Origin of the sequence: Mycoplana ramosa, from assembly GCF_041930185.1 — a bacterium.
Taxonomy (GTDB): domain Bacteria; phylum Pseudomonadota; class Alphaproteobacteria; order Rhizobiales; family Rhizobiaceae; genus Mycoplana; species Mycoplana ramosa.
On the sequence record NZ_JBHEEW010000003.1, the window covers coordinates 159719 to 182575 of the forward strand.

General features: G+C 64.2%; 26 protein-coding genes. 15 read left to right on the plus strand and 11 right to left on the minus strand.

Going from position 1 to position 22857, the window contains the following annotated elements:
• Nucleotides 1-66 precede the first annotated feature (66 nt).
• Nucleotides 67-711, plus strand: a complete 645-nt coding sequence (locus JNC62_RS05145; protein WP_374836601.1) for an arylesterase — start codon at nucleotides 67-69, stop codon at nucleotides 709-711.
• 87 nt (nucleotides 712-798) lie between these two features.
• Nucleotides 799-1380, plus strand: a complete 582-nt coding sequence (thpR, locus tag JNC62_RS05150) for an RNA 2',3'-cyclic phosphodiesterase (protein WP_374836603.1) — start codon at nucleotides 799-801, stop codon at nucleotides 1378-1380.
• Here the strand turns inward: thpR and JNC62_RS05155 are convergent.
• On the minus strand, nucleotides 1299-1805 hold the full coding sequence (locus JNC62_RS05155) for a low molecular weight protein-tyrosine-phosphatase (protein ID WP_374836605.1): 507 nt from the start codon (nucleotides 1803-1805) through the stop codon (nucleotides 1299-1301). The genes thpR and JNC62_RS05155 overlap by 82 nt on opposite strands.
• Before the next feature lie 71 nt (nucleotides 1806-1876).
• Between JNC62_RS05155 and JNC62_RS05160 the strand changes: the two genes are divergently transcribed.
• From JNC62_RS05160 to rlmN, 4 genes are all read left to right on the plus strand, one after another.
• Nucleotides 1877-2176, plus strand: a complete 300-nt coding sequence (locus tag JNC62_RS05160) for a 4a-hydroxytetrahydrobiopterin dehydratase (RefSeq protein ID WP_374836606.1) — start codon at nucleotides 1877-1879, stop codon at nucleotides 2174-2176.
• An 81-nt stretch (nucleotides 2177-2257) separates the two neighbouring features.
• Nucleotides 2258-2641, plus strand: a complete 384-nt coding sequence (locus JNC62_RS05165) for a YkvA family protein (protein WP_374836608.1) — start codon at nucleotides 2258-2260, stop codon at nucleotides 2639-2641.
• Nucleotides 2642-2963: 322 nt separating this feature from the next.
• The gene (locus JNC62_RS05170) at nucleotides 2964-3467 is read left to right on the plus strand and encodes an invasion associated locus B family protein (RefSeq protein ID WP_374836610.1); all 504 of its coding nucleotides are present in this window, start codon (nucleotides 2964-2966) and stop codon (nucleotides 3465-3467) included.
• 253 nt (nucleotides 3468-3720) lie between these two features.
• On the plus strand, nucleotides 3721-4959 hold the full coding sequence (gene rlmN, locus JNC62_RS05175) for a dual-specificity RNA methyltransferase RlmN (protein WP_374836612.1): 1239 nt from the start codon (nucleotides 3721-3723) through the stop codon (nucleotides 4957-4959).
• 16 nt (nucleotides 4960-4975) lie between these two features.
• Here rlmN and JNC62_RS05180 read toward each other — a convergent pair whose 3' ends face one another.
• Nucleotides 4976-5623: a LysE family translocator gene (locus JNC62_RS05180; protein WP_374836613.1), complete on the minus strand. Its 648-nt coding sequence runs from the start codon at nucleotides 5621-5623 to the stop codon at nucleotides 4976-4978.
• Nucleotides 5624-5648: 25 nt separating this feature from the next.
• Between JNC62_RS05180 and JNC62_RS05185 the strand changes: the two genes are divergently transcribed.
• The gene (locus JNC62_RS05185; protein WP_374836615.1) at nucleotides 5649-6047 is read left to right on the plus strand and encodes a hypothetical protein; all 399 of its coding nucleotides are present in this window, start codon (nucleotides 5649-5651) and stop codon (nucleotides 6045-6047) included.
• Between the two features lie 20 nt (nucleotides 6048-6067).
• On the plus strand, nucleotides 6068-7291 hold the full coding sequence (locus tag JNC62_RS05190) for an argininosuccinate synthase (RefSeq protein WP_374836617.1): 1224 nt from the start codon (nucleotides 6068-6070) through the stop codon (nucleotides 7289-7291).
• 254 nt (nucleotides 7292-7545) lie between these two features.
• Here JNC62_RS05190 and JNC62_RS05195 read toward each other — a convergent pair whose 3' ends face one another.
• From JNC62_RS05195 to JNC62_RS05210, 4 genes are all read right to left on the minus strand, one after another.
• Complete coding sequence (locus JNC62_RS05195) at nucleotides 7546-7926, minus strand: DUF6481 family protein (protein WP_374836618.1); 381 nt, start codon at nucleotides 7924-7926, stop codon at nucleotides 7546-7548.
• The gene (locus tag JNC62_RS05200) at nucleotides 7904-8185 is read right to left on the minus strand and encodes a hypothetical protein (protein ID WP_374836925.1); all 282 of its coding nucleotides are present in this window, start codon (nucleotides 8183-8185) and stop codon (nucleotides 7904-7906) included. Before JNC62_RS05200 ends, JNC62_RS05195 begins: the two co-directional genes overlap by 23 nt.
• 134 nt (nucleotides 8186-8319) lie before the next feature.
• Nucleotides 8320-8529 carry a cold-shock protein gene (locus JNC62_RS05205; protein WP_374836619.1) on the minus strand — a complete coding sequence of 70 codons (210 nt, stop codon included), beginning with the start codon at nucleotides 8527-8529 and terminating at the stop codon, nucleotides 8320-8322.
• A gap of 359 nt (nucleotides 8530-8888) precedes the next feature.
• On the minus strand, nucleotides 8889-10007 hold the full coding sequence (locus JNC62_RS05210) for a saccharopine dehydrogenase family protein (protein ID WP_374836927.1): 1119 nt from the start codon (nucleotides 10005-10007) through the stop codon (nucleotides 8889-8891).
• Nucleotides 10008-10109: 102 nt separating this feature from the next.
• Here JNC62_RS05210 and JNC62_RS05215 point away from each other — a divergent pair, with 102 nt between their 5' ends.
• Nucleotides 10110-10550, plus strand: coding sequence for an Lrp/AsnC family transcriptional regulator (locus JNC62_RS05215; RefSeq protein WP_374836620.1), 441 nt, complete (start codon nucleotides 10110-10112; stop codon nucleotides 10548-10550).
• Between the two features lie 180 nt (nucleotides 10551-10730).
• On the opposite strand, the gene JNC62_RS05220 is transcribed toward JNC62_RS05215, so the two are convergent.
• The 3 genes from JNC62_RS05220 to JNC62_RS05230 all read right to left on the minus strand — a co-directional run bounded on the left by JNC62_RS05220 (nucleotide 10731) and on the right by JNC62_RS05230 (nucleotide 13665).
• Nucleotides 10731-11984, minus strand: coding sequence for an NAD(P)/FAD-dependent oxidoreductase (locus tag JNC62_RS05220; protein ID WP_374836622.1), 1254 nt, complete (start codon nucleotides 11982-11984; stop codon nucleotides 10731-10733).
• An 87-nt stretch (nucleotides 11985-12071) separates the two neighbouring features.
• Entirely contained in the window at nucleotides 12072-12839 is a 768-nt protein-coding gene (locus JNC62_RS05225) for an SDR family oxidoreductase (RefSeq protein WP_374836624.1), read from the minus strand.
• Nucleotides 12840-12966: 127 nt separating this feature from the next.
• Nucleotides 12967-13665, minus strand: coding sequence for a GntR family transcriptional regulator (locus tag JNC62_RS05230; RefSeq protein WP_374836626.1), 699 nt, complete (start codon nucleotides 13663-13665; stop codon nucleotides 12967-12969).
• 144 nt (nucleotides 13666-13809) lie between these two features.
• Between JNC62_RS05230 and JNC62_RS05235 the strand changes: the two genes are divergently transcribed.
• Nucleotides 13810-15159, plus strand: coding sequence for a glutamine synthetase family protein (locus JNC62_RS05235; RefSeq protein ID WP_374836628.1), 1350 nt, complete (start codon nucleotides 13810-13812; stop codon nucleotides 15157-15159).
• Nucleotides 15159-16466: an NAD(P)/FAD-dependent oxidoreductase gene (locus JNC62_RS05240; RefSeq protein WP_374836630.1), complete on the plus strand. Its 1308-nt coding sequence runs from the start codon at nucleotides 15159-15161 to the stop codon at nucleotides 16464-16466. The genes JNC62_RS05235 and JNC62_RS05240 overlap by 1 nt, the downstream gene beginning before the upstream one ends.
• A gap of 77 nt (nucleotides 16467-16543) precedes the next feature.
• Here JNC62_RS05240 and purU read toward each other — a convergent pair whose 3' ends face one another.
• Nucleotides 16544-17428, minus strand: a complete 885-nt coding sequence (gene purU / locus JNC62_RS05245; protein WP_374836631.1) for a formyltetrahydrofolate deformylase — start codon at nucleotides 17426-17428, stop codon at nucleotides 16544-16546.
• 311 nt (nucleotides 17429-17739) lie between these two features.
• Here purU and JNC62_RS05250 point away from each other — a divergent pair, with 311 nt between their 5' ends.
• Nucleotides 17740-18327 (plus strand): IMPACT family protein, encoded by a 588-nt coding sequence (locus JNC62_RS05250; RefSeq protein WP_374836633.1) that lies wholly within the window; start codon nucleotides 17740-17742, stop codon nucleotides 18325-18327.
• 103 nt (nucleotides 18328-18430) lie between these two features.
• On the opposite strand, the gene JNC62_RS05255 is transcribed toward JNC62_RS05250, so the two are convergent.
• Nucleotides 18431-19468: an AraC family transcriptional regulator gene (locus JNC62_RS05255; protein ID WP_374836635.1), complete on the minus strand. Its 1038-nt coding sequence runs from the start codon at nucleotides 19466-19468 to the stop codon at nucleotides 18431-18433.
• Nucleotides 19469-19667: 199 nt separating this feature from the next.
• Between JNC62_RS05255 and JNC62_RS05260 the strand changes: the two genes are divergently transcribed.
• Genes JNC62_RS05260 through JNC62_RS05270 form a run of 3 tightly spaced genes read left to right on the plus strand, consistent with a single transcriptional unit; the run spans nucleotide 19668 to nucleotide 22798 of the window.
• On the plus strand, nucleotides 19668-20435 hold the full coding sequence (locus JNC62_RS05260) for a 3-hydroxyacyl-CoA dehydrogenase (RefSeq protein ID WP_374836637.1): 768 nt from the start codon (nucleotides 19668-19670) through the stop codon (nucleotides 20433-20435).
• Nucleotides 20436-20458: 23 nt separating this feature from the next.
• A complete protein-coding gene (locus JNC62_RS05265) occupies nucleotides 20459-21646 on the plus strand; it encodes an acetyl-CoA C-acyltransferase (protein WP_374836639.1) in 1188 nt (395 codons plus the stop codon).
• A 24-nt stretch (nucleotides 21647-21670) separates the two neighbouring features.
• Entirely contained in the window at nucleotides 21671-22798 is a 1128-nt protein-coding gene (locus JNC62_RS05270) for an acyl-CoA dehydrogenase family protein (RefSeq protein ID WP_374836641.1), read from the plus strand.
• The last annotated feature ends 59 nt before the right edge of the window (nucleotides 22799-22857 follow it).

Below are 22857 nucleotides of genomic sequence, written 5' to 3' on the forward strand. Positions count from 1 at the left end.
AATTGCATGCCCCGCCTGAACCGTCCCGGTTCTGCGGGGCAGCGCCAGCAACTTAGGATCATCGGTATGCCGTTTAAAGCTGCTCACGGAATTTTCATCGCGCTGGTGCTGGCCGCCACCTCCATCGTGCGGCCTGCCGCCGCCGAGCCCGTCCAGATCGTCGGCTTCGGCGACAGCCTGATGGCAGGATACCAGCTTCCGGTCGAGGAGGCCTTCCCGGCCCAGCTCGAAAAGGCACTCAGGGCCAGGGGGCTGGATGTCTCGATCGCCAACGCCGGCATTTCCGGCGACACGACCTCCGCCGGTCTCGCCCGCATCGACTGGTCGGTGCCGGAGGGAACGAAGGGCGTCATCCTTGAGCTCGGCGCCAACGACGCGCTTCGCGGCATTCCGCCGGAACAGACGGAACAAAACCTGGATAAGATGGTTTCCGGCCTCAAGAGGCGGGGCATCGCCGTGCTGCTCGTCGGCATGCTGGCGCCGCCGAACATGGGCGAGGATTACGGCAAGCGCTTCAATAGCATCTACGCGCAAGTCGCCGGGAAGCACGATGTTCCCCTCTATCCGTTCTTCCTGGACGGCGTTGTCACCCATGCCGATCATCAACTCGACGACGGCATGCATCCGAACGCAAAGGGTGTCGCCGTCATGGTCGACAAGATGCTGCCGACGGTCGAAGCCTTCGTCAAAAGCCTGGGGGTAATCGACTGAGGCTTTTCGCGCCTGCGAAATTTGGGTTGCGCCCCAAGGCAATGCATGATTCGCTGGTGCTACGACTACAGATTCGGGGAGCTCGCCATGCCGAGACTATTCGTTGCCCTCGAAGTGCCGCGCAATGCCGCAATGAGCCTGTCTCTGCTCCGCGGCGGTCTCCAGGGAGCGCGCTGGATCGACGTCGAGAACTTCCATATCACGCTGCGGTTCATCGGCGACGTCGATGGCCGGACCGCCGATGAGGTCGTCGACAAGCTCGATCGCATCGAACGGCCCGAGTTCCAGCTTTCGCTGGCCGGTGTCGGCTCGTTCGGCTCGAAGAAGCCGCATTCGATCTATGCCGGGGTGTCGCCCGCACCGGAAATGTATGCGCTGCAGGCGGAGATCGAGCGCATCTGCCAGCGCCTTGGCCTGCCGGCGGATCCGCGCAAGTTCACCCCGCACGTGACACTCGCCCGGCTGCGCAATGCCCGGCTGGAGGATGTGGTCCATTACCTGTCGGGACGGGCAAACTTCGCGTCCTCACCGTTTCTCGTCAATCGCTTCGTGCTGATGTCATCGAAGGAATCGGTCGGCGGCGGGCCCTACGTGACGGAGGAAGTCTTCCCCTTGTTCGAAGCCGGCCCGGCGTTCGGCGTGGCGGCGATGGAAGCGCATCCACGATAGAGCAGGCGATAGACGGTCTCGAATTCGGCGGTGTCGCCATAGTAGGGATCGGGTATGTCTTCCAGGGTGCCGAACGCTCGTATTGAGAACAGTTCGATGCTTGCCCGGCGGATCGGAGGCGCAACGTCTGTCAGGTCGCGCAGATTGCTGCGGTCGAGCGCCAGGATGAGGTCGAAGCGGTCGAAGTCCGCGGACGACACCTTGCGCGCCTTCAATCGCGAAATATCGATGCCGTGATCAGCCGCAACCGCGATTGCGCGCTCGTCTGGGGCGTGGCCAACGTGCCAGCCGCCGGTTCCGGCCGAATCGATCACGAAATCCTGACCGTGGCCTTCCTCAGATACCAGATGACGGAGGATTCCTTCCGCGAGCGGTGATCGGCAGATGTTGCCGAGGCAGACAAACAGGATGGAAAGCGGGGCCACGCAGACCTCCTTGAAGGTGAAGGGCGGCAAACTATCTGCTAAGACAAAGCCCTGCAACGGAGGACGCATCGATGAAGCAGGAGAAACTCGGCAAGGAAGCGATCACCTCCAGTCTCGCCATGCTCGAGGACTGGACGCTTGAGGACGATGGGCTGGCGATCGCCAAGTCGTTCAAGTTCAAAGGTTTTACCGATGCTTTCGCCTTCATGTCGGAAGCGGCTCTGGCGGCGGAGCGGCTCAACCACCATCCCGAATGGTTCAACGTCTACAATCGGGTGGACGTGCGGCTGACGACGCACTCTTCCGGCGGCGTGACGGCGCTTGATTTCCGGTTGGCCGAGGCGATGGAGAAGGCGGCGCGCGAGCGATGAAAATGCCTTGCTGCAGGGATTGCGGGTTCCCATATTTGTGGACGCGTCGATATTGACCGTCGGTGCAGGGAGTGTGTCGGAATGGACGATGTGAAAATTGGCGAAATCCTGCTGCCCGGCGATGAGGATGAGCAGCATAGGCAGCAACAGCGCGTCCGCGATCGTTTCTGGCCGGTGCTGAAGCGGGCCTTCCGTCAGGTCCCGTTCAGTCGCGACCTCGTCGCCGCCTATTTCTGCGCGCTTGACCGCAGGACGCCGACGCGCGTGCGCGGCATTCTGCTGGCGGCGCTCGCCTATTTCGTCCTGCCGATCGACGGCATTCCCGACCTCCTCGCCGGCATCGGGTTCTCCGACGACATCGCCGTGCTGACGGCCGCCTTCGCCGCCATTCGCGGCCATATTCGTGAAGACCACTACCTGTCGGCTGACCGCGCCCTGGCGGACGGTTTGCCGGATGCTGTTTGATCGGCTTGCGATGTTGCGCGCACCCTGAAGCCCGCAACGGAGCAGCGGCGGCGTTCTCGACTTGCGTCAAACTCTTGCCCGAATCTTTGTCGACTAACTCATCGTGATGGGATGGGCTTCGCCATCGGCACCCTGCGGTTTCGCCATGACATCCTGCATGCGGTTTGCATTGCAGCAGGTTTCATAGTAACCGCCGGTTCGATGAAATGAGCGTCTGTTGACGATTTGGTAACCAGAATTAAGTCAAATTAAATCAAATCGTGATGATGCGAGCCGTCACGTCCGTCTGGGCGAAAGACAGCAAGACAACCGGCAGGGAATCATGTTCGTAAGGAAAATCGCAACCGCACTTACCCTCGTACTGGCAACGGCCGGCGTTGCATCGGCGCAATCGCCGACCCGGATCCAGCAGTTCAACGCCTGGGGGGCATACTCCTACCAGTCGAGCGGCGGAAAGGTCTGCTACGTTCTGTCCGTGCCGAAGGAGAAGGCGCCGGCCAGCGTCGATCACGGCGACATCTTCTTCCTGGTGTCGCAGCGTCCGGGCCAGAACATCTCCTACGAGCCACAGGCCATGATGGGCTACCCGCTGCAGGAAAACTCAAAGGTCAATGTCGTCATCGACGGCCGAACGTTCGTCATGTTCACCAAGGGCAATTCGGCCTGGGTCGAGAATGCCGCAGAGGAACCGGCCCTGGTCGCGGCCATGAAGTCCGGCAAGGATATGGCCGTCAAGGCCACCTCGCGCCGCGGCACCGGCACCACCTATTCCTACTCGCTGTCGGGCATCTCGGCGGCGCTGAAGCAGATCGAAACCTGCAAGTAGGCCACTGAAGAAGCTGACATGCGCAAGGCCGGTCGATCGACCGGCCTTTTGCTTTGCGGATCTCAGGCCGCGATTGCGCCCTCCACCTCCAGCGCGCGTGACTCTGCGGCCGAAGGATGCTAAAGGCGCCGCTAGCGTGAGGAGCCGCGCGCAGCCAGTTGCGCCGCCGGGTTCCGAAGACTTCATGTTCGATGGGCGGCAAATCCGCGGGCCGATGGCCGCGCAGGCTCTTTGCCGCGATGGGATTGCAGTGATGGCCAGCTTGGATTTCCTGAACGGGGCGGAGCCCGCGACCGAAAAGCCTGTGCGCAAGCCGCGAGAGGCGGAAAAACCGTCGCTGATCGGGCTTTCGCGCGACGATATGGGCAAGGCTCTCGTCGAGAAGGGTGTGCCGGAGCGGCAGGTCAAGATGCGCGTCAGCCAACTCTGGCACTGGTTGTACGTGCGCGGCGTTTCCGATTTCGACCACATGCTGAATGTGTCGAAGGACATGCGCGAGATGCTGAAGGAGCACTTCACCATCGCTCGCCCCGAGATCGTCGAGGAGCAGGTGTCGAACGATGGCACGCGCAAGTGGCTGCTGCGCTTTCCGCCGCGTGGCGCGGGCCGTCCGGTCGAGGTCGAGACGGTCTACATCCCCGAAGAGGGTCGCGGGACGCTCTGCATTTCCAGCCAGGTCGGCTGCACGCTCACCTGCTCCTTCTGCCATACCGGCACGCAAAAGCTGGTGCGTAACCTGACGGCGGAGGAAATTCTCGCCCAACTTCTGCTCGCCCGCGACCGGCTCGGCGACTTCCCTGACCGCGATACGCCGGCCGGCGCCATCGTGCCATCGGAAGGCCGCAAGGTCTCCAACATCGTCATGATGGGCATGGGCGAGCCGCTCTACAATTTCGAGAACGTCAAGCAGGCGCTGTTGATCGCCACCGATGGCGACGGGCTGTCGCTGTCGAAGCGGCGTGTGACGCTGTCGACCTCCGGTGTCGTGCCGGAAATCTACCGGACCGGCGAGGAGATCGGCGTGATGCTGGCGATTTCGCTGCACGCCGTGCGCGACGAACTGCGCGACATGCTGGTGCCGATCAACAAGAAGTACCCGTTGAAGGACCTGCTCGACGCCTGCCGCGCCTATCCGAGCCTGTCGAACGCGCGTCGCATCACCTTCGAATACGTGATGCTGAAGGACGTCAACGACAGTCTCGAGGATGCCAAGCTGCTGGTGAAGCTGCTGAAGGGCATTCCGGCGAAGATCAACCTCATCCCCTTCAATCCATGGCCGGGCACGAACTACCAGTGTTCGGATTGGGAGCAGATCGAGAAGTTCGCCGATTTCGTCAACCAGGCGGGCTACGCCTCGCCGATCCGCACCCCGCGCGGCCGCGACATCCTCGCCGCCTGCGGCCAGTTGAAGTCGGAATCCGAGCGCATGCGGAAGGTCGACCGCCTCGCCTACGAGGCGATGATGATCGCCGGCCACGGCGAGGACGACTGAAGCGCCTGCGGGCGCGTCAGCGGCCCTGCGTCATGAAGATCTTCGCCGCGAAGATCGAGAACACGCCGGCGAAGGTATAGTCGAGGCCGCGCAGCACCCTCTTGTTGTTGCGCAGCCAGATCGACAGTTTGTCGGCCGCAAGCACGATGATTGTGTTCACCGGCATGCCCAACACGATGAACAGCAGGCCGAGGACGACGAGCTTGCCCGTCACGTCGGGATCACCGGCGGAGACGAATTGCGGCAGGAAGGTCATGAAGAAGATGATGACCTTCGGGTTCAGCAGGTTCACCCAGAAGCCGGTCGAGATATTTCCCCACGCGCAAGCGCCTTTCGGTGCGCTCGTATTCGGCATGTCGGAAAAGCTCGAGCCAACCCGCACGGCCCGGATCGCAAGCCAGAGCAGGTAGCCTGCGCCACCGGTCTTGAGGATCGTGAAGGCGGTGGGCGAGGCGGTAATCAGTGCCGAGATGCCGAAGGCGACCAGCAGCGTGTGCACGACGATGCCCAGGCTGGTGCCAAGCACCACGAAGAGCGCCGGGCCACGTCCCTGCGATAGCGCTCGGCTGATCGACAGCGTCATGTCCGGCCCCGGCGTCGCAGCGAGCAAAAGGCTTGCTGCCGTGAAGGCGATGAAGGTGGCAGGTGCGGGTAACAAATCCACAATGGTCGTCCCAGGAAGGCATTGCATGGCAGTGATGCTGGATCTGTTATTAGCTCTCCACGCACGCCGTGACAATCACATGCCGGGGGCGATTTTATCGTTACTGCTGCAGCAGTTGCTGCTGTCGCCTGATTTCAGGATCGACCAGATTGGCCTCCCGGCCAAGGCGAAAACCAAACAGGCTTTCGAACCGCTCGGCGCCCAGGATTCGACCGACCTCGTCCAGAAATTGCTGGTTGCGCGCATTGATCGCAGCGGCGCTGGGGAGATCGTCCTCCGGACGCGTCAATGCCGCAGATTTCTGAAACTACGCCCTCAGTCGCAACAACTGCGCAAGCTTCACCCGGCACGATCGCTTGCTTCGGCGTATAATCTCGCTAAAAGTGCCGGCGAAATCTTTGCGCGGCATGACCGCATTCCCTGACACCAGACGGACAGACAACCATGGCATCTCCCAAGCAAGTCAAGAAGGTCGTTCTCGCCTATTCCGGCGGCCTCGACACCTCGATCATCCTGAAATGGCTGCAGACCGAACTCGGGGCCGAAGTCGTCACCTTCACCGCCGACCTCGGCCAGGGCGAGGAGCTGGAGCCGGCGCGCAAGAAGGCCGAGATGCTCGGCATCAAGGAGATCTTCGTCGAGGACGTGCGCGAGGAGTTCGTCCGCGACTTCGTCTTCCCGATGTTCCGCGCCAATGCCGTCTACGAGGGCGTCTACCTGCTCGGCACCTCGATCGCCCGCCCGCTGATCTCCAAGCACCTGATCGAGATCGCCAGAAAGACCGGCGCCGACGCGATCGCCCACGGCGCCACCGGCAAGGGCAACGACCAGGTCCGCTTCGAGCTGTCGGCCTATGCGCTGAACCCCGACATCAAGATCATTGCCCCCTGGCGCGACTGGTCGTTCAAGAGCCGCACGCAGCTGCTCGAGTTCGCCGAGCAGCACCAGATCCCGGTCGCCAAGGACAAGAAGGGCGAGGCGCCGTTCTCGGTCGACGCCAACCTGCTGCACTCGTCTTCGGAAGGAAAGGTCCTGGAAGACCCGGCCGTCGAGGCGCCCGAATACGTGCACATGCGCACGATTTCGCCGGAGGCCGCGCCCGACAAGGCGACCGTCATCACCGTAGGCTTCGAGCGCGGCGATGCCGTCTCGATCAACGGCGTGCGCATGTCGCCGGCAACGCTGCTGTCGACGCTCAACACCTATGGCCGCGACAACGGCATCGGCCGCCTCGACCTCGTCGAGAACCGCTTCGTCGGCATGAAGAGCCGCGGGGTCTACGAGACGCCCGGCGGCACGATCCTGCTGGCGGCGCACCGCGCGATCGAGAGCATCACGCTCGACCGTGGCGCTGCCCACCTGAAGGACGAGCTGATGCCGCGCTATGCCGAACTGATCTACTACGGCTTCTGGTTCTCGCCGGAGCGCGAGATGCTGCAGGCGGCGATCGACCTTAGCCAGAAGAATGTCGAGGGCGAGGTGACGCTGAAGCTCTACAAGGGCAACGTCATGGTGATCGGCCGCCAGAGCGACAAGTCGCTCTATTCCGACAAGCTCGTCACCTTCGAGGACGACCAGGGCGCCTACGACCAGAAGGACGCCGCCGGCTTCATCAAGCTGAACGCGCTGCGCCTGCGCACGCTGGCCGCCCGCGACCGCAAAGGCTGATCCGCCCCGGACAGATCCGACAAAATGAGCCCTGCCGGGGGAAACTCCGGCGGTGCTCCTTTGTTTTTATCGAACGATCAGACCGCTCGCTTGAAAATAAAGACGCCCCGAACGAGCCGGGGCGTCTGAAAGCGGTCTGCCGCACCGTGAAACCCTTCCGGCGCGGGGGCTGCGCGTTGGGTGACCGAAGGCGTTTTTCTGCGCAAACGGAATGCGCAAGCGGTGCGCGGCCTTTGTGCAGGCTCGGGTGACGTTTAGGCTTGTCTGGCTTTTCGATTGGCGTAACGTCGATCGCGCTCGGCCTTGCGAGCGGCCTCGTCCTCGATGACGCGAGCGATGCGATCTCGGTCCGCCGCCTCGCGCGCTTCGACCTCGGCTCTCGCAGCAGCCGTGATTGCGGCCTCGCGCGCTGCAGCCTCGGCCTGCATGCGCTCCCGCTCCTCGATCTTGACCCGCTCCCGCTCGGCGCGCCGTTCTTCCCTGGCCGCGGCGATCGCCTGACGCTCCGCCTGGCGGGCTTGCTGTGTCGGCTCAGCGGCTATTTTTGCCGCACGATAGGCCTGCAGCAGAGCCGCCTTGGCGTTGGCGGCAGCACCGCGCCGATCGACGAGTTCATTGTCTCTGGTGTTTCTCAAATCTAGATCCTGGTTGAGGAGTTGCGGTATGAAGGTCAGGCTTTTTGGCCCGCTTCAATATGAGGGAGGCGGTCGCTGCTGCCCGATCATCCGATTCCTTTGTCAGGCGGGCTTCCCTTAGGCGCAGGGTCTTTTCCTCGCGGGCCCGGACGATCGCCTCCTGCTCCTCGACCGCGCGGTCTCGCGCAAAGAATTGCGATTGAGCCTTGGAAAAGGCGATCTCGGCCTGTTGGCGCGATTTGCTGTGTGTTTGTGTCATTGTGGCCCTGACTTTGGCAGGCTCGGCCGACCGAGCGGCAATAAAAAAGGCCAGGCAAATTGCCTGACCTTCGTTCGGATCACGCTCTCGACAGTGCCAGTACATCCGTGGTCAAGGGAGAGCACGATACCGATTTAGGCAGCCTGGAGGTTGCAGGCAGACATTTTGCCCGACTTGCTGTCGCGTTCCAGGTCATAGCCGAGCTTCTGGCCTTCGACGATCTCGCGCATTCCGGCGCGCTCGACGGCGGAGATGTGGACGAACGCGTCCGGGCCGCCGTTGTCGGGCTGGATGAAGCCGAAGCCCTTGGTGGAATTAAACCATTTAACTGTGCCAGTGGTCATGATGAACCCTTTCATAGCATATTGAACGACCGCCGCGAGGTTGCGCTGCGGTTAGTGATATAGCGATTTTTGAGAGAAAGGTTCGTTCAGGGCGCGGTTGCAAAATGCGCGGGAAGCAAAGCTCAGCAAGCAAATATCGATTTGTCTTAGGTAACGGTAGTGCAGCCCAATGTCAACCTTTACTTTCTTGAGTTCTGATTTATGCAAAATCTATAGAGCTCGCCGAACAAGCAAAAACACTCAAAAATCAGCGGAATCTTTATAAAAAACCCACGCAAAATTTCTTTTGCGTGGGGGAAAGAAACACGGCAGCGCACCATTATACTTTGAAGCTGGGCGCTAGCGGTGATGCCTGGAACTCAGCTCGCGGCGCGGGCGCCGTGCTGGTCCTGGGCGTAGTAGTGGCCGAAACGGTTGGCGAGGAAGGCGTCGAGGCCGATTTCTTCCTGCTTGACGAAGCCCTTGGCGCGCAGCGAGCCGTCGGCCAGCATGTCGAGCACGGCGCAGATCGAGCCGGCGGTGGTGATCTGGATCGCCGAGTGCATGCGGCCGGCGATGACGGCGCTGTAGACCTTGTTGGCGTAGGTTTCCTGGATCAGGCGGCCGTCCTTGCGGCCCGAGACGGTGACGAAGATGATCACGACGTCCTGGGTCGTGGTCGGCAGGGCGTTCTCGAAGATGTCCTTCAGCACTTCGCGGCGATGGCGCAGGCCGAGGTCGTTCAACAGCGCCTTCATGATCGCGGCGTGGCCGGGATAGCGGATGGTCTTGTAGTTCAGCGTCCGTACCTTGCCTTCCAGCGTCTCGCACAGCGTGCCGAGGCCGCCGGAGGTGTTGAAGGCTTCGTAGGTGACGCCGTCGAGCGAGAATTCTTCGCGCTCTTCGAGAGCCGGGACCTCGATCAGCGAGCCTTCGACGATCGCCTCGCAGGGCTCGATGTATTCGTTGATGACGCCGTCGGTGCTCCAGGTGAGGTTGTAGTTGAGCGCGTTCGACGGATATTGCGGCAGCGCGCCGACGCGCATGCGCACGCTTTCGAGCGTGTCGAAGCGGCTGGCGAGATCGTTGGCGCAGATCGAGATAAAGCCTGGCGCCAGGCCGCACTGCGGGATGAAGGCGGTCTGGGCGTTGGCGGCGATGCGCTTGACGGCGCGGGTGGATTCGACGTCTTCGGTCAGGTCGAGATAATGGATGCCGGCGGCTGCGGCGGCCTCGGCGATCGCGACGGTCAGGTGATAGGGCGCAGCGCTCAGAACGGCAAACTTGCCCTTCAGAAGCTCGACGAGCGCCTTGCTGTCGGCAATGTCGACGACGGCGGTGGAGACGGCCTTGTGCGCTTCGATGGCAGCGAGTTGTTCGGCGGAGCGGTCGGCGACGGTAACGTTGTAGTCCCCGCTATGCGCGAGCAACCGCGCAATGGTGGAGCCGATCTTGCCCGCGCCGATGACGACGATGTCTTTCATGGATGCTTCCCCTATAAGGCGATAAACTGACCTCCGGATCTTGCCGTCGATTTTTGTCGATTTACAGCTTCGGATTTGGCATATTGCACCATCTGTATCGGCAAAATGACGGCCAAAATGAGCATTTCGACGCTAGGCATCAAGGACCGCGAGCTGCTCGCGATCCTCAGCGAAAACGCCCGCGAGCAGACCGCGACGATCGCGCGAAGGCTGGGTCTGTCGCGCACGACCGTGCAGGCGAAGATCGAGCGGCTGGAACGCGAAGGGGTGATCACCGGTTACGGCGTGCGGCTTTCGGACGAATACGAGGGCGGCATGGTAAAGGCGCACGTGCTGATCACCATCGCCCCAAAAACGCTGACGCGGATCACGACCGAACTGCACGCCATCACCGAGGTGCGCGCGCTTCACTCCGTTTCCGGTACCTTCGACCTCATTGCTATCGTCGCGGCGGCTTCGATTGCCGAACTGGATCATCTGATCGACCGGATCGGCGCGATCGAGGGCGTTGAGCGCACGCTCTCCTCGATCATCCTGTCGACGCGGATCAGCCGCTAGACTACAGCGCCGCGCGTCTTATAAGACGCGCAAAGGTCGATGTAGCGCTCTGAATTGCTGCATGTTTTTATCCTCAATCGGAACGATTTGAGGAAACATGCAGTAAGCGCCGCCGCTTTCTTTCGTCATCCCGGACCCGATCAGATCAAGTCCGGCATGACGGCGGAGGATTGGCTCTCTTCAGGCCAAAAACCGCTCCGGCCGGTACGGACCGATGTTGAGGACCGGGCGCTCGCCAAGCATTTTTTCTGCCAGCACGCGGCCGGTGATCGGGCCGAGCGTCATGCCGTGATGGGCATGGCCGAAGGCGAACCACAGGCCGGCGTGGCGCGGCGCCTTGCCGATGATCGGCATCATGTCGGGCGTGCAGGGGCGCGACCCTATCCACGGCTCGTCGTCGCGGCGCTCGGCGAGCGGGAAGAATTCGCGCGCCACCTTCTCGGCCCGACGCAATTGCACCGGCGTCTTGCGGGCGTCGCGCCGGGCGAACTCGGCGCCGGTCGTCAGCCGAATGCCGCGGTTCATCGGCGCGAGGAAGTATCCGCGCTCGGCATCCAGCACCCAGTTGTTCAGCTTCGCGCCCTCGGCAGCGCCATAGTGCATGTGGTAACCGCGCTTGACGGCCAGCGGGAAATGGTAGCCGAGCTTGCGCGTCACGGTGTCGGCCCAGGGGCCGAGCGCGACGACGACGTCGCGGGCTTCGAGCGGCCCCTCCGGGGTGGCGATCCGCCAGCCCTCGCCCTCCAGCACATGCTCGATCGTCGCGGCGTCACCCGCAGCCACCGTGCCGCCGAGCGACTGGAAATAGTTCACGTAGGCCTTCAGCAGCGCGCCCGGATCGAGGATCGACCAGGGATCGGTCCAGCGCAGGCCGCCGGTCAGGTCCGCGCGGATGTCGGGTTCGACCTGCTTCATCTCGGCGGCCGTGAACTTCTGGTGATTGACCCCGAATTTCGCCGACCACTGCTCGGCCTCTGCGTAGGCCGCATCGCGCGCCTTTTCGGTGCGGAACACCTTCATCCAACCGTCCTTGCGGATCAGCGCGCCGGCGCCGGAGGCGTCGATCAGGTCGGCGTGCTCGCTGATCGAGTGCTCGATCAGCGGCGCGTACATGTGGGCGATGTTCTGGTGCTGCCGGAAGCCGGAATGCCACCAGTAGCGGGCGAGAAACGGCACCAGCCCCGGCAGGGCCGCGAGGTGATAATGCGCATCGATGGTGTTGTTCAGCGCGTAGCGGAACAGCGCGCCGAAATCGTGCGGAAAGCCGTAAGGATAGACGCCCTCGCGCTGGATCAGGCCGGCATTGCCGTAGGACGTCTCCTCCGCCGGCCCGCGCCGGTCAACCAGCACCACCGATTTTCCCCGCCGCGCCAGATGGATCGCCGTCGAAATGCCGACGACGCCCGCGCCCAGAACGATGACATCCGTCTTCATGTGTTCCGCCTCAATTCTCTCCCCGTTGCAGCGATCAATGCACGCGGGCGGGCACGGACGCAAGGCACCCTAAGCGCGATGCGTCGGCTACAGCGAGGTGGTGATCCCGCCGTCGACATAGAGCGTATGGCCGTTGACGAAGGAGGAGGCGTCGGAGGCGAGGAAGACCGCGGCGCCGACCAGTTCTCCGACCTCGCCCCAGCGCCCCGCCGGCGTCCGCTTCTCCAGCCAGGCGGTAAACTGCGGATCGTCGACCAGCGCCTGGTTCAACGGTGTGCGAAAATAGCCCGGCGCGATGGCGTTGACCTGCAGGCCGTGCCGCGCCCAGTCGGCGCACATGCCGCGGGTGAGATTTCGCACCGCCCCCTTGGTCGCGGTATAGGGGGCGATGCCGGGACGCGCCAGTTCGCTCTGCGCGGAGGCGATGTTGATGATCTTGCCGCGTCCGCGCCCGATCATGTGACGGGCGACGGCCCGGGAGACGTGGAAAACGCTGGAGACGTTGGTGCGCAACAGCTCGTCCCACTTCTCGACGGGGAAGTTCTCGAGCGGGGCGCGAAACTGTATGCCGGCATTGTTGACGAGGATGTCGATCGGGCCGGTCTCCGCCTCGATCACCGCGACCATCTGTGCTGCGGCCGCACCGTCCGTGACGTCGAAGGGCGCGGCCTGCGCCGGATAGCCCTTGTCACGCAGGACCTTGACAGCGCCCGCCAGTTTTTCGGCCGACCGGCCGTTCAGCAGCACGCTGGCGCCGTGGGCGGCGAGACCCTCGGCGATCGCAAACCCGATGCCTTGTCCCGAGCCGGTGATCAGGGCTCTTCGGCCGGTGAGATCGAACAATGGATAGGGCATGGCCATCGATCCTTTTCGCTGCAGGCCGCGGCGACCCGCTCGCCTTGGCCGAGGGGATCATGGCAGGACGCGCAATGCCAGCCAAACCAAAACGCGCCTGACGTCATCGGCCCGGCTTCACGCAGAATTACTGCCCTGCGAGCCGCAAAAGGTTCTCGATCGCCCCGCGCTCGAAGCCACCGATGCCTTCGCGGATGTCCGCACCGATGGCGGCGGCGACGGCATCCCCGTCACGCTTGCGCAGTGCTGCGATCGCCTCCTGATGGCGGTCGACGAAATAGAGCTGCTCCACGTATTCCATGGCGATGCCGAGAAACGGGCCGAGCTGCAGCCAGACGCTCTCCACCATCGGCATGATGATCTGGTCCGGATTGGCGGTGTAGAGCGTGCGATGGAATTCCTGGTTCAGCAGCAGGAGCGTGGTGGCGCTGTCCTTGCGCGCGATCGCCTCGTCCTGCGCCTTGTCGATCTCCACCAGCCGATCGATCTGCTTCTCCGTGATATGGTCGACGGCGCGTCGGGCGGCATGTTGCTCAAGCACGGTGCGCAGGGCAATCAGTTCGCCGAAGCGGTCGGCGGTCATCCTCGGCACCATGATGCGCCGGTTGTCGAGCACTTTCAGCGCCCCTTCCGAAGACAGGCGCCGCAACGCCTCGCGCACCGGCGTGGGGCTGCTTTCCATCGCTTCCGCGATGCCGCGGATGGTCAGGGCCTCTCCCGGGCGGATGGAGCCGACCATGATCGCCTGGCGAAGCCGCCGGTGCGCGTATTCATGCGTGGTCATCCCGTCCGGCCGCACCAGCGGCTGCAGCTTCAAAGCGCCCAACGTCCCCTCCTGACCCGCAAAAGGACACGACCGGTTTCGGTCGCGCCCTTCTTGTGCGGGTCTTACCAGCTTGACCGACAACAAGAAAGCGTGCATATATTAAAAATGTGATCACAAAAATCAATATGTGATATGGAAAAATCAATGCATGAATCTGAGGGGAACGACTGGCTCATCAAGGCGGAGTCGGTGGAGAGCATCCAGGCGGTCGTGTGCGACCTGAACGGCATCCTGCGCGGCAAACGCGTGCCGGTGAACCAGGCAAAAAAGGTGCTTGAGGGCGGCATCCGCATGCCGCTTTCGATCGTCGGCGTCGACGTCTGGGGCGAGGACATCGTCGGTTCGTCGCAGGTTTTCACCAGCGGCGACCAGGACGGCGTCTGCAGCCCGACGGGCCGCGGCGCGCTGCCGGTCAGTTGGACGCTGAAGCCGAGCGCGGTCGTTCCGCTCTGGCTGTTCAAGGAAGACGGCGAGCCGTTCCTCGCCGATCCGCGCCAGGCGCTGGCGAACATCGTCCGCCAGTACCACGAACTGGGGTTGCGGCCGGTGGTCGCCTCGGAATTGGAATTCTACCTGATCGATTCCGAGCCGGACCATGCCGAGCCGCCGATCTCGCCCTATACCGGCAAGCGCCTCGATTCCGACGCGATCCTGTCGATCGACGAACTCGACGACTTCGGCCAGTTCTTCTCCGACGTCTATGCCGAATGCGAGCGCCAGAACGTGCCGGCTGACTCGGCCGTCGCCGAGAACGGCATCGGCCAGTTCGAGATCAATCTGGTGCATTCGGACGATCCGTTGAAGGCGGCCGACGACGCTTTGTTCTTCAAGCGCATCATCAAGGGCATCGCCCGCAAGCACGGCTTTGCCGCCACCTTCATGGCCAAGCCCTACGGCCTGCGCTCGGGCAGCGGCATGCATGTGCACTTCAGCCTCGTCGACGAGGATGGCCGCAACGTTTTCGACGACGGTACCGAGCAGGGGTCCGACATCCTGCGCCACGCGGTGGCTGGGCTGACGCGGGGTATGGCGGAGACGACGCTGTTGTTTGCGCCGCACTACAATTCCTACCGGCGACTGCGTCCCGACACCCATGCGCCGACGTCGATCACTTGGGGCTACGAGAACCGCACCGCGGCGATCCGCATCCCGGGCGGCAACCCCGCGGCGCGCCGCATCGAGCACCGGGTCGCTGGCGCCGACGCCAACCCCTATCTCGTCATGGCCGGCATCCTCGGCGCAGCCCTGATGGGCATCCGCAACAAGTGGGAGCCGCCGGCGCCGGTCACGGGCAGCGCCTATCAGACGCGGGCACCACGCATTCCCAGCGAATGGGGCTCTGCCGTCACCGCCTTCGAGAACGGTTCGATCGTCTCGGAGATCTTCGATCCCGACTTCCGCTCGATGCTGATCGCCTGCAAGCGGCAGGAGATCGCCGGCTTCGCCGAGCAGGTGACCGACTTTGAGTTCAGCGCTTATCTGGAAATCGTCTGATGGCCAATAACACCCAATCCTATGCCGGCGACGGCGCCTACCCCGACAGCTACTACGCCGCCTCCCGCAACATCATCCGCACGCCCAAGGTCCTCGAGGGCGAGGTGCGGGCGGACGTGGCGGTGCTCGGCGCCGGCTATTCCGGCCTGTCGACCGCAATCCACCTTGCCGAAAAGGGCTACAAGGTCGTCGTCGTCGAGGGTGCAGGCATCGGCTGGGGCGCCTCCGGGCGCAACGGCGGCCAGATCGTCAATGGCCTCAACGCCAGCCTCGACACGATCAAGCGCCGCTATGGCGACGCCGCCGGCGCCTTCGTCGGCAGCCTCGTGCAGGAAGGCGGCAAGATCATCCGCCGCATCGTCAGCCAGTACGGCATCGGCTGCGACCTGAAGGACGGCAACATCTACGCCGCCTACACCGCCGCTCATATGCGCGAACTGGAGCACAAGAAGGCGCTGTGGCAGAGCTATGGTATGGATGATCACCAGTTGCTCGACAAGGAGGCGATGCGCAAGCTCGTCAACACCGATGCCTATGTCGGCGGCATGCTGGACACGACCGGCGGGCACATGCACCCGCTGAACCTCGTGCTCGGCGAGGCAAAGGCGCTGGAATCGCTCGGTGGCGTCGTCTACGAGCAGTCGCCGGTGACAAGGGTCGAGCACGAGGCGGAAAAGCCGGTCATCCACACTGCCAACGGTCGCGTGACCGCCAATGTCGCCGTACTCTGCGGCAACGCCTATCTCGGCCATGTCGTGCCGAAACTCGTCTCGCGCGTGATGCCGGTGTCGACGCAGATGATCGCGACCGAGCCGCTCGGCGATCGCGCCGACGCGCTGATCCCGTCCGACATGTGCGTGGAGGACGTGCGCTACATCCTCGATTATTTCCGCCTTTCGGCGGACAAGCGGATGATCTTCGGCGGCGGCACCGTTTACGGCGGCACCGATCCGGCCGACGTGCGGGCGAAGATCCGCCCCAACATGGAGAAGGTCTTCCCGTCGCTGAAGGGCGTGAAGATCGACTATGCCTGGAGCGGCAATTTCGCGCTTTCGTTCTCGCGCGTGCCGCAGATGGGCAAGATCGGCAAGAACACCTACTTCGCCCACGGCTACAGCGGCCACGGCGTCACCGGCTCGCACCTGTTCGGCAAGATCCTGAGCGAGGCGATCCACGGCGACGCCAGCCGGTTCAGCCAGTTCGAGAAGCTGCCGTGGATTCCTTTCCCCGGCGGGCGCATGTTCCGCGCGCAGTACTCGACGATCGGGTCCTGGTGGTACCAGTTCAAGGACGCCTTTGGACTCTGAGACCGGGAACGCAACAACGCAAGAGGCCGGCGGAAATCTCCGCCGGCCTCTTGCGTTGAGAGCTCGAGGCTCGTCGCTCAGCCCATGCGCTCGGACTTGTAGGAGCCGGGGCTCGGCGGGAAGACGATGGTGCGGTTGCCGTTGAGGAAGCAACGGTGATGGATATGCGCGTGCACGGCGCGCGCCAGCACCTGGCTCTCCACGTCGCGGCCGATCGAGACATAGTCGTCGGCGCTCTGGGCGTGGGTGATGCGGGCGACGTCCTGCTCGATGATCGGGCCCTCGTCGAGATCCTCGGTGACGTAGTGGGCGGTGGCGCCGATCAGCTTCACCCCGCGCTCGAACGCCTGCTTGTATGGGTTGGCGCCCTTGAAGGACGGCAGGAACGAGTGGTGAATGTTGATGATCCGGCCCGACATCTTCTTGCACACGGCGTCGGACAGCACCTGCATATAGCGGGCGAGCACGATCAGTTCGGCGCCGGACTGCTCGACCACTTCCATCAGCCGGGCCTCGGCCTGCGGCTTGTTCTCCTTCGTCACCTTGATGTGGTGGAAGGGGATGTCGTGGTTGACGACGACCTTCTGGTAGTCGAAGTGGTTGGACACAACGCCGACGATGTCGATCGGCAGCGCGCCGATCTTCCAGCGGTAGAGCAGGTCGTTGAGGCAGTGCCCGAAGCGCGACACCATCAGCAGCACCTTCATGCGCTCCTGCGAATCGTGGACCTCCCAGGTCATGTCGAAGGCCTTGGCCACCGGCTGGAAACCGTCGCGGATCGCGGCTTCCGTGGCGCCCTCCTGGCTGATGAAGGTCAGGCGCATGAAGAACAGACCGGTCTCGACATCGTCGAACTGCGAGCTGTCGACGATATAGCAGCCCTTATCGGCGAGGTAGGTCGTAATCGCGGCAACGATGCCGCGGGTCGATTTGCACGAAACGGTCAATACATAGTTCTTCATCGGTTCCACTCTCGCTGTCGATGCTGCGCGGCAAGCCTCGCCGGCCGGTCGGCCAAACGCTCCCGTCTTCCGGTCGTTGGTATTCCAGCGGCCAGACGATTTTGCAAGGTCGGATTGCAAGGCTTGTATGGAAGGAAAAGCTATTCCCAGCCACGGGCTCGGGCGCATTTATTCGCGACATCGAATGAACCGTAAGAGGCAAGGGCTGGCACGCGATGCCATCTTCTGCGAAAAGACCGGCGCGTCGTCGCAACACTGCCTCCCCCGATTCGCGGCCCGAGGCGCCCTATCGTTCGCAGCACCGGCTGAGCATGTTCACCCTCCAGACCACCGACACCTTCGAACAGGACATCAAGAAGAGCCGTTTCGTTGCGACCGCCGGGCCGGTCGAGAGCGAACAGGCCGCCAGGGAGTTCATCGCCGCCCATTCCGACCCCGGCGCCAATCACAACTGCTTCGCCTGGCGCCTCGGCCAGGTCTATCGCTTCAGCGATGACGGTGAGCCGAGCGGGACGGCCGGCAAGCCGATCCTGCAGGCGATCGACGGTCAACAGTTGGACGGGGTCGCCGTTGTCGTCACCCGCTGGTTTGGCGGCATCCTGCTCGGCAGCGGCGGCCTGATCCGCGCCTATGGCGGAACGGCGGCCATGTGCCTGCGGGCGATGGCCAAGACGGAGCTCGTCGCCCGGGTCGAGGCGCGCGTGACCTGCGCCTTCTCCGACCATGCCCTGGTCAAGTCGCGGCTCGCGGCATCGGCCGGTGTCCGGATCGAGGCAGAGGCCTTCACAGCCACCGGCGCCGAACTGGTCGTCGCTCTGCCCGAGGCGGAGGCCGCGACGATCGTCCGGATGATCACCGACTTGACGGCAGGGCGTGCGACCATCGCGCTCAACGACTGATCGCCCGCCCGCGGACAGGGCTGCCGGATCTGAAGGGCTTCGGAGGCCCAAGGCAATGCCCGCGGTGACCGACACTGGACTTAGTCCCTCCGGCGAACCGGCATCACTGCCGATTTTTCCCGACCGCAGCGGAGCGCGGCTTGTCGATCGTCGTTTCGCGGCGAAAGGCTGCCGGCGTCTTTGCGGTCCACTTGCGAAACGCGCGGTGAAAGGCGCTGGGTTCGGAAAAGCCGAGTTGGGCCGCGATTTCGCCGACGCAGAGCGAACTGGTCTGCAGCATCTCGATCGCAAGGTCGCGGCGAATTTCGTCCTTGATGCCGGCAAAACTCTGGCCCTCGGCCTGCAGGCGATGCCGCAGCGTCGACGGCGACATGCGCATCTGCGCTGCAAGCTCCTCGAAGCCGGCCCATGACGCGGGCGGAACCTGCCGCAGCCGTTTGCGGACGCTCGCCGCCAGTCCTGCGTCGTAGCGGTAGCGCACAAGGATGTTGGCCGGCGCCCCGCGCAGGAAGTGCTTCAGCGCCTGCTCGTTCCGGGCAACCGGCAGCTTCAGGACCGCCGCATCGAAGGCCAGCCGGCTCGCCGGCTGCGAGAAGCGAACCGGCGCGCCGAAGAAGAGGCGATAGTCCGCGCCTTGCCGCGGCTCGGCACAGCGGAAATCGACCATGCGGATCGGGATCCGCCGGCCGACCAGCCAGCAGGTGATGCCGTGCAGCAGGATCCAGTACATGCGGTAGGCAAAGGCGGAGCGCGCCTTGCTCCGGTCCGAAAGCACGATCTGCGCCAGCCCGTCGGCAATCTCCAGCCGCCCGCTCGGATCTTCGAGCACGACGTCGAGGAACCGCAAGGCCCGACGCAGCGCCTGTTCCAGCGTCCTGGCGTGCAGGATGCAGTGGCACAGCAGCGTGAAACTGCCGCGCCGCATCGGCCGGCCGCCCATCCCGAAGAATTCGTCGTCGATCTCGGCGGCGATCGCAAGCCACAGCGCGCCGTAGCTCTCGGCCGAGATCGGCGCGTCGATTACGGCGGGCAGGCCGAGTCTCGCGAGTAGCTGGTCGGGTGCCTTGCCGTGCCGCCTCAGGCAGTCGAGCGCCTCCTCCACGAAGGAGGGCGATATCATCCGCCGCCCGGTTTCCGTCATCGTCATGTCCTGCGGAATATGGTAAAAATGGCCGAGAAATCGTGACGCTTCGGTCATCGCTTGCAATACCGCACCGGCATACAGTCGGGCAAGATGGACCGGGGCAGATCGCTCCTGTCGAGCGAATGCGCCGCTGGGAGGACTGCATGACGCATCGAATCCGCCATGCCGGACGCAAGTCGGCTGCGGGAGGACCCGAATGCTGATCCGTGACAAGACCTTTCTCGTCACCGGTGGCGGCTCTGGCCTCGGGGCCGCGGTCGCCCGCATGCTGGCAGGCGAGGGGGCAAATGTCCTGATCGCGGACGTCAACACGGCAGCGGGCGCCAGCATCGTCGGTGAGCTCGGAGCCTGTGCCGCCTTTACGCGCACTGACGTCACCCAGGAAAAGGACGCGCAGGCCGCCGTCGATCTGGCGCTCGAGCGCTTCGGCCACCTGCACGGGCTGGTGAACTGCGCCGGCATCGCGCCGGGCGAGAAGGTGATCGGTCGCGACGGTCCTCACAAGCTGGAAAACTTTGCCCGCACGGTCGCGATAAATCTTGTCGGCACCTTCAACATGATCCGGCTTGCCGCGGCCGCCATCGCCAGGGAGGAGCCCGGGGCCGAAGGCGAACGCGGCGTGATCGTCAACACCGCCTCGATCGCCGCCTTCGACGGCCAGATCGGCCAGGCGGCCTATGCGGCGTCCAAGGGCGGGGTTGCGGCGATGACGCTGCCGATCGCCCGCGAACTGGCGCGCTCGGGCATCCGCGTCGTCACCATCGCGCCCGGCATCTTCGAGACGCCGATGATGGCCGGCATGCCGCAGGAGGTGCAGGAGGCGCTCGGCAGGAGCGTGCCCTTCCCGCCACGCCTCGGCAAGCCGGCGGAGTTCGCCGCACTGGTCCGGCACATCTGCGAAAATATCATGCTGAATGGCGAAGTCATCCGCCTCGACGGCGCGCTGCGGATGGCGCCGCGCTGAGACAGGGATTTCGGAGGTTTGAAATGACGCAGCAGGATCCGATCGTCATCGTTGGCTCGGCCCGCACCCCGATCGGCGGGTTCCAGGGCGACCTGAAGAACGCCGCCGCCCCGGACCTCGGCGCAGCTGCCATTCGTGCCGCGCTTGATCGCAGCGGCGTCAGCCCCGAAACGGTGGAAGAGGTGGTCTTCGGCTGCGTCCTGCCGGCTGGACAGGGTCAGGCGCCGGCCCGCCAGGCGGCGATCGCTGCCGGCCTGCCCTTCGCCACGGGGGCGACGACCGTCAACAAGATGTGCGGCTCCGGCATGAAGGCGGTGATGCTCGCGCACGACCTGATCGCCGCCGGCAGCGCTTCGATCGCCGTCGCTGGCGGCATGGAGAGCATGACGAACGCGCCCTATCTGCTCGACCGTGCCCGTGGCGGTTATCGGCTCGGCCACGGCAAGGTCATCGACCACATGTTCCTCGACGGGTTGGAGGACGCCTATGACAAGGGGCGGCTGATGGGCAGCTTTGCCGAGGACTGCGCCGAGGCCTACCAGTTCACCCGCCCCGCCCAGGACGATTATGCCGTCACCTCCCTGACGCGCGCCCAGAGGGCGATCGAGACGGGCGCATTCGACGCGGAGATCATCCCCGTCACGGTGAAGGCGGGACGCTCCGAAATGATCGTCAGCCGCGACGAACAGCCGGGCAAGGCAAAGCTCGACAAGATCCCGACGCTGAAGCCGGCCTTTCGCGACAACGGCACCGTGACGGCGGCGAATTCGTCCTCGATCTCGGACGGGGCTGCCGCGCTGGTGCTGATGCGGCGCTCGCAGGCCGAGCGCGAAGGTATCGATCCGCTGGCGACCATCGTCGGCCACGCCACCCATTCGCAGGCGCCCAATCTGTTTGCGACCGCGCCGATCGGCGCGCTGCGGAAGCTGAGCGAGCGCACCGGCTGGAACCTCAAGGATGTCGACCTGTTCGAGATCAACGAGGCCTTTGCCGTCGTCGCCATGGCGGCGATGCGCGACCTCGACCTGCCGCACGACAAGGTGAACGTCCACGGCGGCGCCTGCGCGCTCGGCCACCCGATCGGTGCGTCGGGCGCCCGCGTCCTCGTCACGCTGCTGTCGGCGCTCGAGCGCTACGGCATGAAGCGCGGCATGGCGAGCCTGTGCATCGGCGGCGGCGAGGCGACGGCGCTCGCGGTCGAACTGCACTGAACGGGCTGGGAAGGAGACCGACCCATGATCCTGAACGAGCAGCAGATCCAGATCCGCGACATGGCCCGCGATTTCGCCCGCGAGCGGCTGGCGCCGGGCGCGGCCGAACGCGACCTGAACAGCCTCTTCCCGCGCCAGGAACTGAAAGAGATGGGCGAGCTCGGCTTCCTCGGCATGCTGGTGCCGGAGGCCTATGGCGGCTCGGAAACCGGGACGATCGCATACGCCGTTGCGCTCGAGGAGATCGCCGCCGGCGACGGGCCGTGCTCGACGATCATGAGCGTCCACAGCTCGGTCGGCTGCGTGCCGATCCTCAAGTACGGGACAGAAGAGCAGAAGCAGCGCTTCCTGCCGAAGCTGGCCTCCGGCGAGTGGATCGGCGGCTTTGCGCTGACCGAGCCGCAGGCCGGCTCGGACGCCTCAAACCTGAAGACCCGGGCGCGGCGCGACGGCGACCACTACCTCATCGACGGCGCCAAGCAGTTCATCACCTCGGGCAAGAACGGCAACGTCATCATCGTTTTCGCGGTCACCGACCCCGACGCCGGCAAGAAGGGGATCTCCGCCTTCATCGTCCCGACCGACACGCCGGGCTATGAGGTCGTGCGGGTCGAGCACAAGCTCGGCCTGCACTCGTCGGACACCTGCCAGATTGCATTCAACGGCATGCGCATCCCCGCCGACCTCCGGCTCGGCGCGGAGGGCGAGGGTTATCGGATCGCGCTGTCGAACCTCGAGGGCGGGCGCATCGGCATCGCCGCCCAGTCGGTCGGCATGGCCCGCGCCGCCTTCGAGGCAGCGCGCGACTATGCCCGCGAGCGCAGCGCCTTCGGCACGCCCATCATAGACCACCAGGCCGTCGCCTTCCGGCTTGCCGACATGGCGACGCAGATCGAGGTGGCCCGCCAGATGGTGTTGCATGCGGCGCAACTGAAGGAGGAGGGGCAGCCCTGCCTGACGGAGGCGTCGATGGCCAAGCTGTTCGCCTCCGAGATGGCCGAGAAGGTCTGCTCGGACGCGATCCAGATTCACGGGGGCTACGGCTACATGGCGGACTATCCGGTCGAGCGCATCTATCGCGACGTCCGCATCTGCCAGATCTACGAGGGCACGAGCGACGTCCAGCGCATCGTCATCGCGCGCAATTTGTAGGATAGTGATGGCCGCGCCTTCCACGAGAGGGAAGGGAGCTGCGGCTGGCAAGGGAGGTT

Excerpts from the sequence above, each read along its gene's own strand:
- JNC62_RS05265 (WP_374836639.1), top strand. The coding sequence starts at position 20,459 with ATGACGCAGCAGGATCCGATCGTCATCGTTGGCTCGGCCCGCACCCCG.
- JNC62_RS05240 (WP_374836630.1), top strand. The coding sequence starts at position 15,159 with ATGGCCAATAACACCCAATCCTATGCCGGCGACGGCGCCTACCCCGAC.
- JNC62_RS05160 (WP_374836606.1), top strand. The coding sequence starts at position 1,877 with ATGAAGCAGGAGAAACTCGGCAAGGAAGCGATCACCTCCAGTCTCGCC.
- purU (WP_374836631.1), bottom strand. The coding sequence starts at position 17,428 with ATGAAGAACTATGTATTGACCGTTTCGTGCAAATCGACCCGCGGCATC.
- JNC62_RS05205 (WP_374836619.1), bottom strand. The coding sequence starts at position 8,529 with ATGACCACTGGCACAGTTAAATGGTTTAATTCCACCAAGGGCTTCGGC.
- JNC62_RS05250 (WP_374836633.1), top strand. The coding sequence starts at position 17,740 with ATGTTCACCCTCCAGACCACCGACACCTTCGAACAGGACATCAAGAAG.
- JNC62_RS05200 (WP_374836925.1), bottom strand. The coding sequence starts at position 8,185 with ATGACACAAACACACAGCAAATCGCGCCAACAGGCCGAGATCGCCTTT.
- JNC62_RS05270 (WP_374836641.1), top strand. The coding sequence starts at position 21,671 with ATGATCCTGAACGAGCAGCAGATCCAGATCCGCGACATGGCCCGCGAT.
- thpR (WP_374836603.1), top strand. The coding sequence starts at position 799 with ATGCCGAGACTATTCGTTGCCCTCGAAGTGCCGCGCAATGCCGCAATG.
- JNC62_RS05170 (WP_374836610.1), top strand. The coding sequence starts at position 2,964 with ATGTTCGTAAGGAAAATCGCAACCGCACTTACCCTCGTACTGGCAACG.
- JNC62_RS05215 (WP_374836620.1), top strand. The coding sequence starts at position 10,110 with ATGAGCATTTCGACGCTAGGCATCAAGGACCGCGAGCTGCTCGCGATC.
- JNC62_RS05225 (WP_374836624.1), bottom strand. The coding sequence starts at position 12,839 with ATGCCCTATCCATTGTTCGATCTCACCGGCCGAAGAGCCCTGATCACC.
- JNC62_RS05255 (WP_374836635.1), bottom strand. The coding sequence starts at position 19,468 with ATGACGGAAACCGGGCGGCGGATGATATCGCCCTCCTTCGTGGAGGAG.
- JNC62_RS05165 (WP_374836608.1), top strand. The coding sequence starts at position 2,258 with ATGGACGATGTGAAAATTGGCGAAATCCTGCTGCCCGGCGATGAGGAT.
- JNC62_RS05145 (WP_374836601.1), top strand. The coding sequence starts at position 67 with ATGCCGTTTAAAGCTGCTCACGGAATTTTCATCGCGCTGGTGCTGGCC.
- JNC62_RS05235 (WP_374836628.1), top strand. The coding sequence starts at position 13,810 with ATGCATGAATCTGAGGGGAACGACTGGCTCATCAAGGCGGAGTCGGTG.
- JNC62_RS05185 (WP_374836615.1), top strand. The coding sequence starts at position 5,649 with ATGGCAGTGATGCTGGATCTGTTATTAGCTCTCCACGCACGCCGTGAC.
- rlmN (WP_374836612.1), top strand. The coding sequence starts at position 3,721 with ATGGCCAGCTTGGATTTCCTGAACGGGGCGGAGCCCGCGACCGAAAAG.
- JNC62_RS05260 (WP_374836637.1), top strand. The coding sequence starts at position 19,668 with ATGCTGATCCGTGACAAGACCTTTCTCGTCACCGGTGGCGGCTCTGGC.
- JNC62_RS05190 (WP_374836617.1), top strand. The coding sequence starts at position 6,068 with ATGGCATCTCCCAAGCAAGTCAAGAAGGTCGTTCTCGCCTATTCCGGC.
- JNC62_RS05220 (WP_374836622.1), bottom strand. The coding sequence starts at position 11,984 with ATGAAGACGGATGTCATCGTTCTGGGCGCGGGCGTCGTCGGCATTTCG.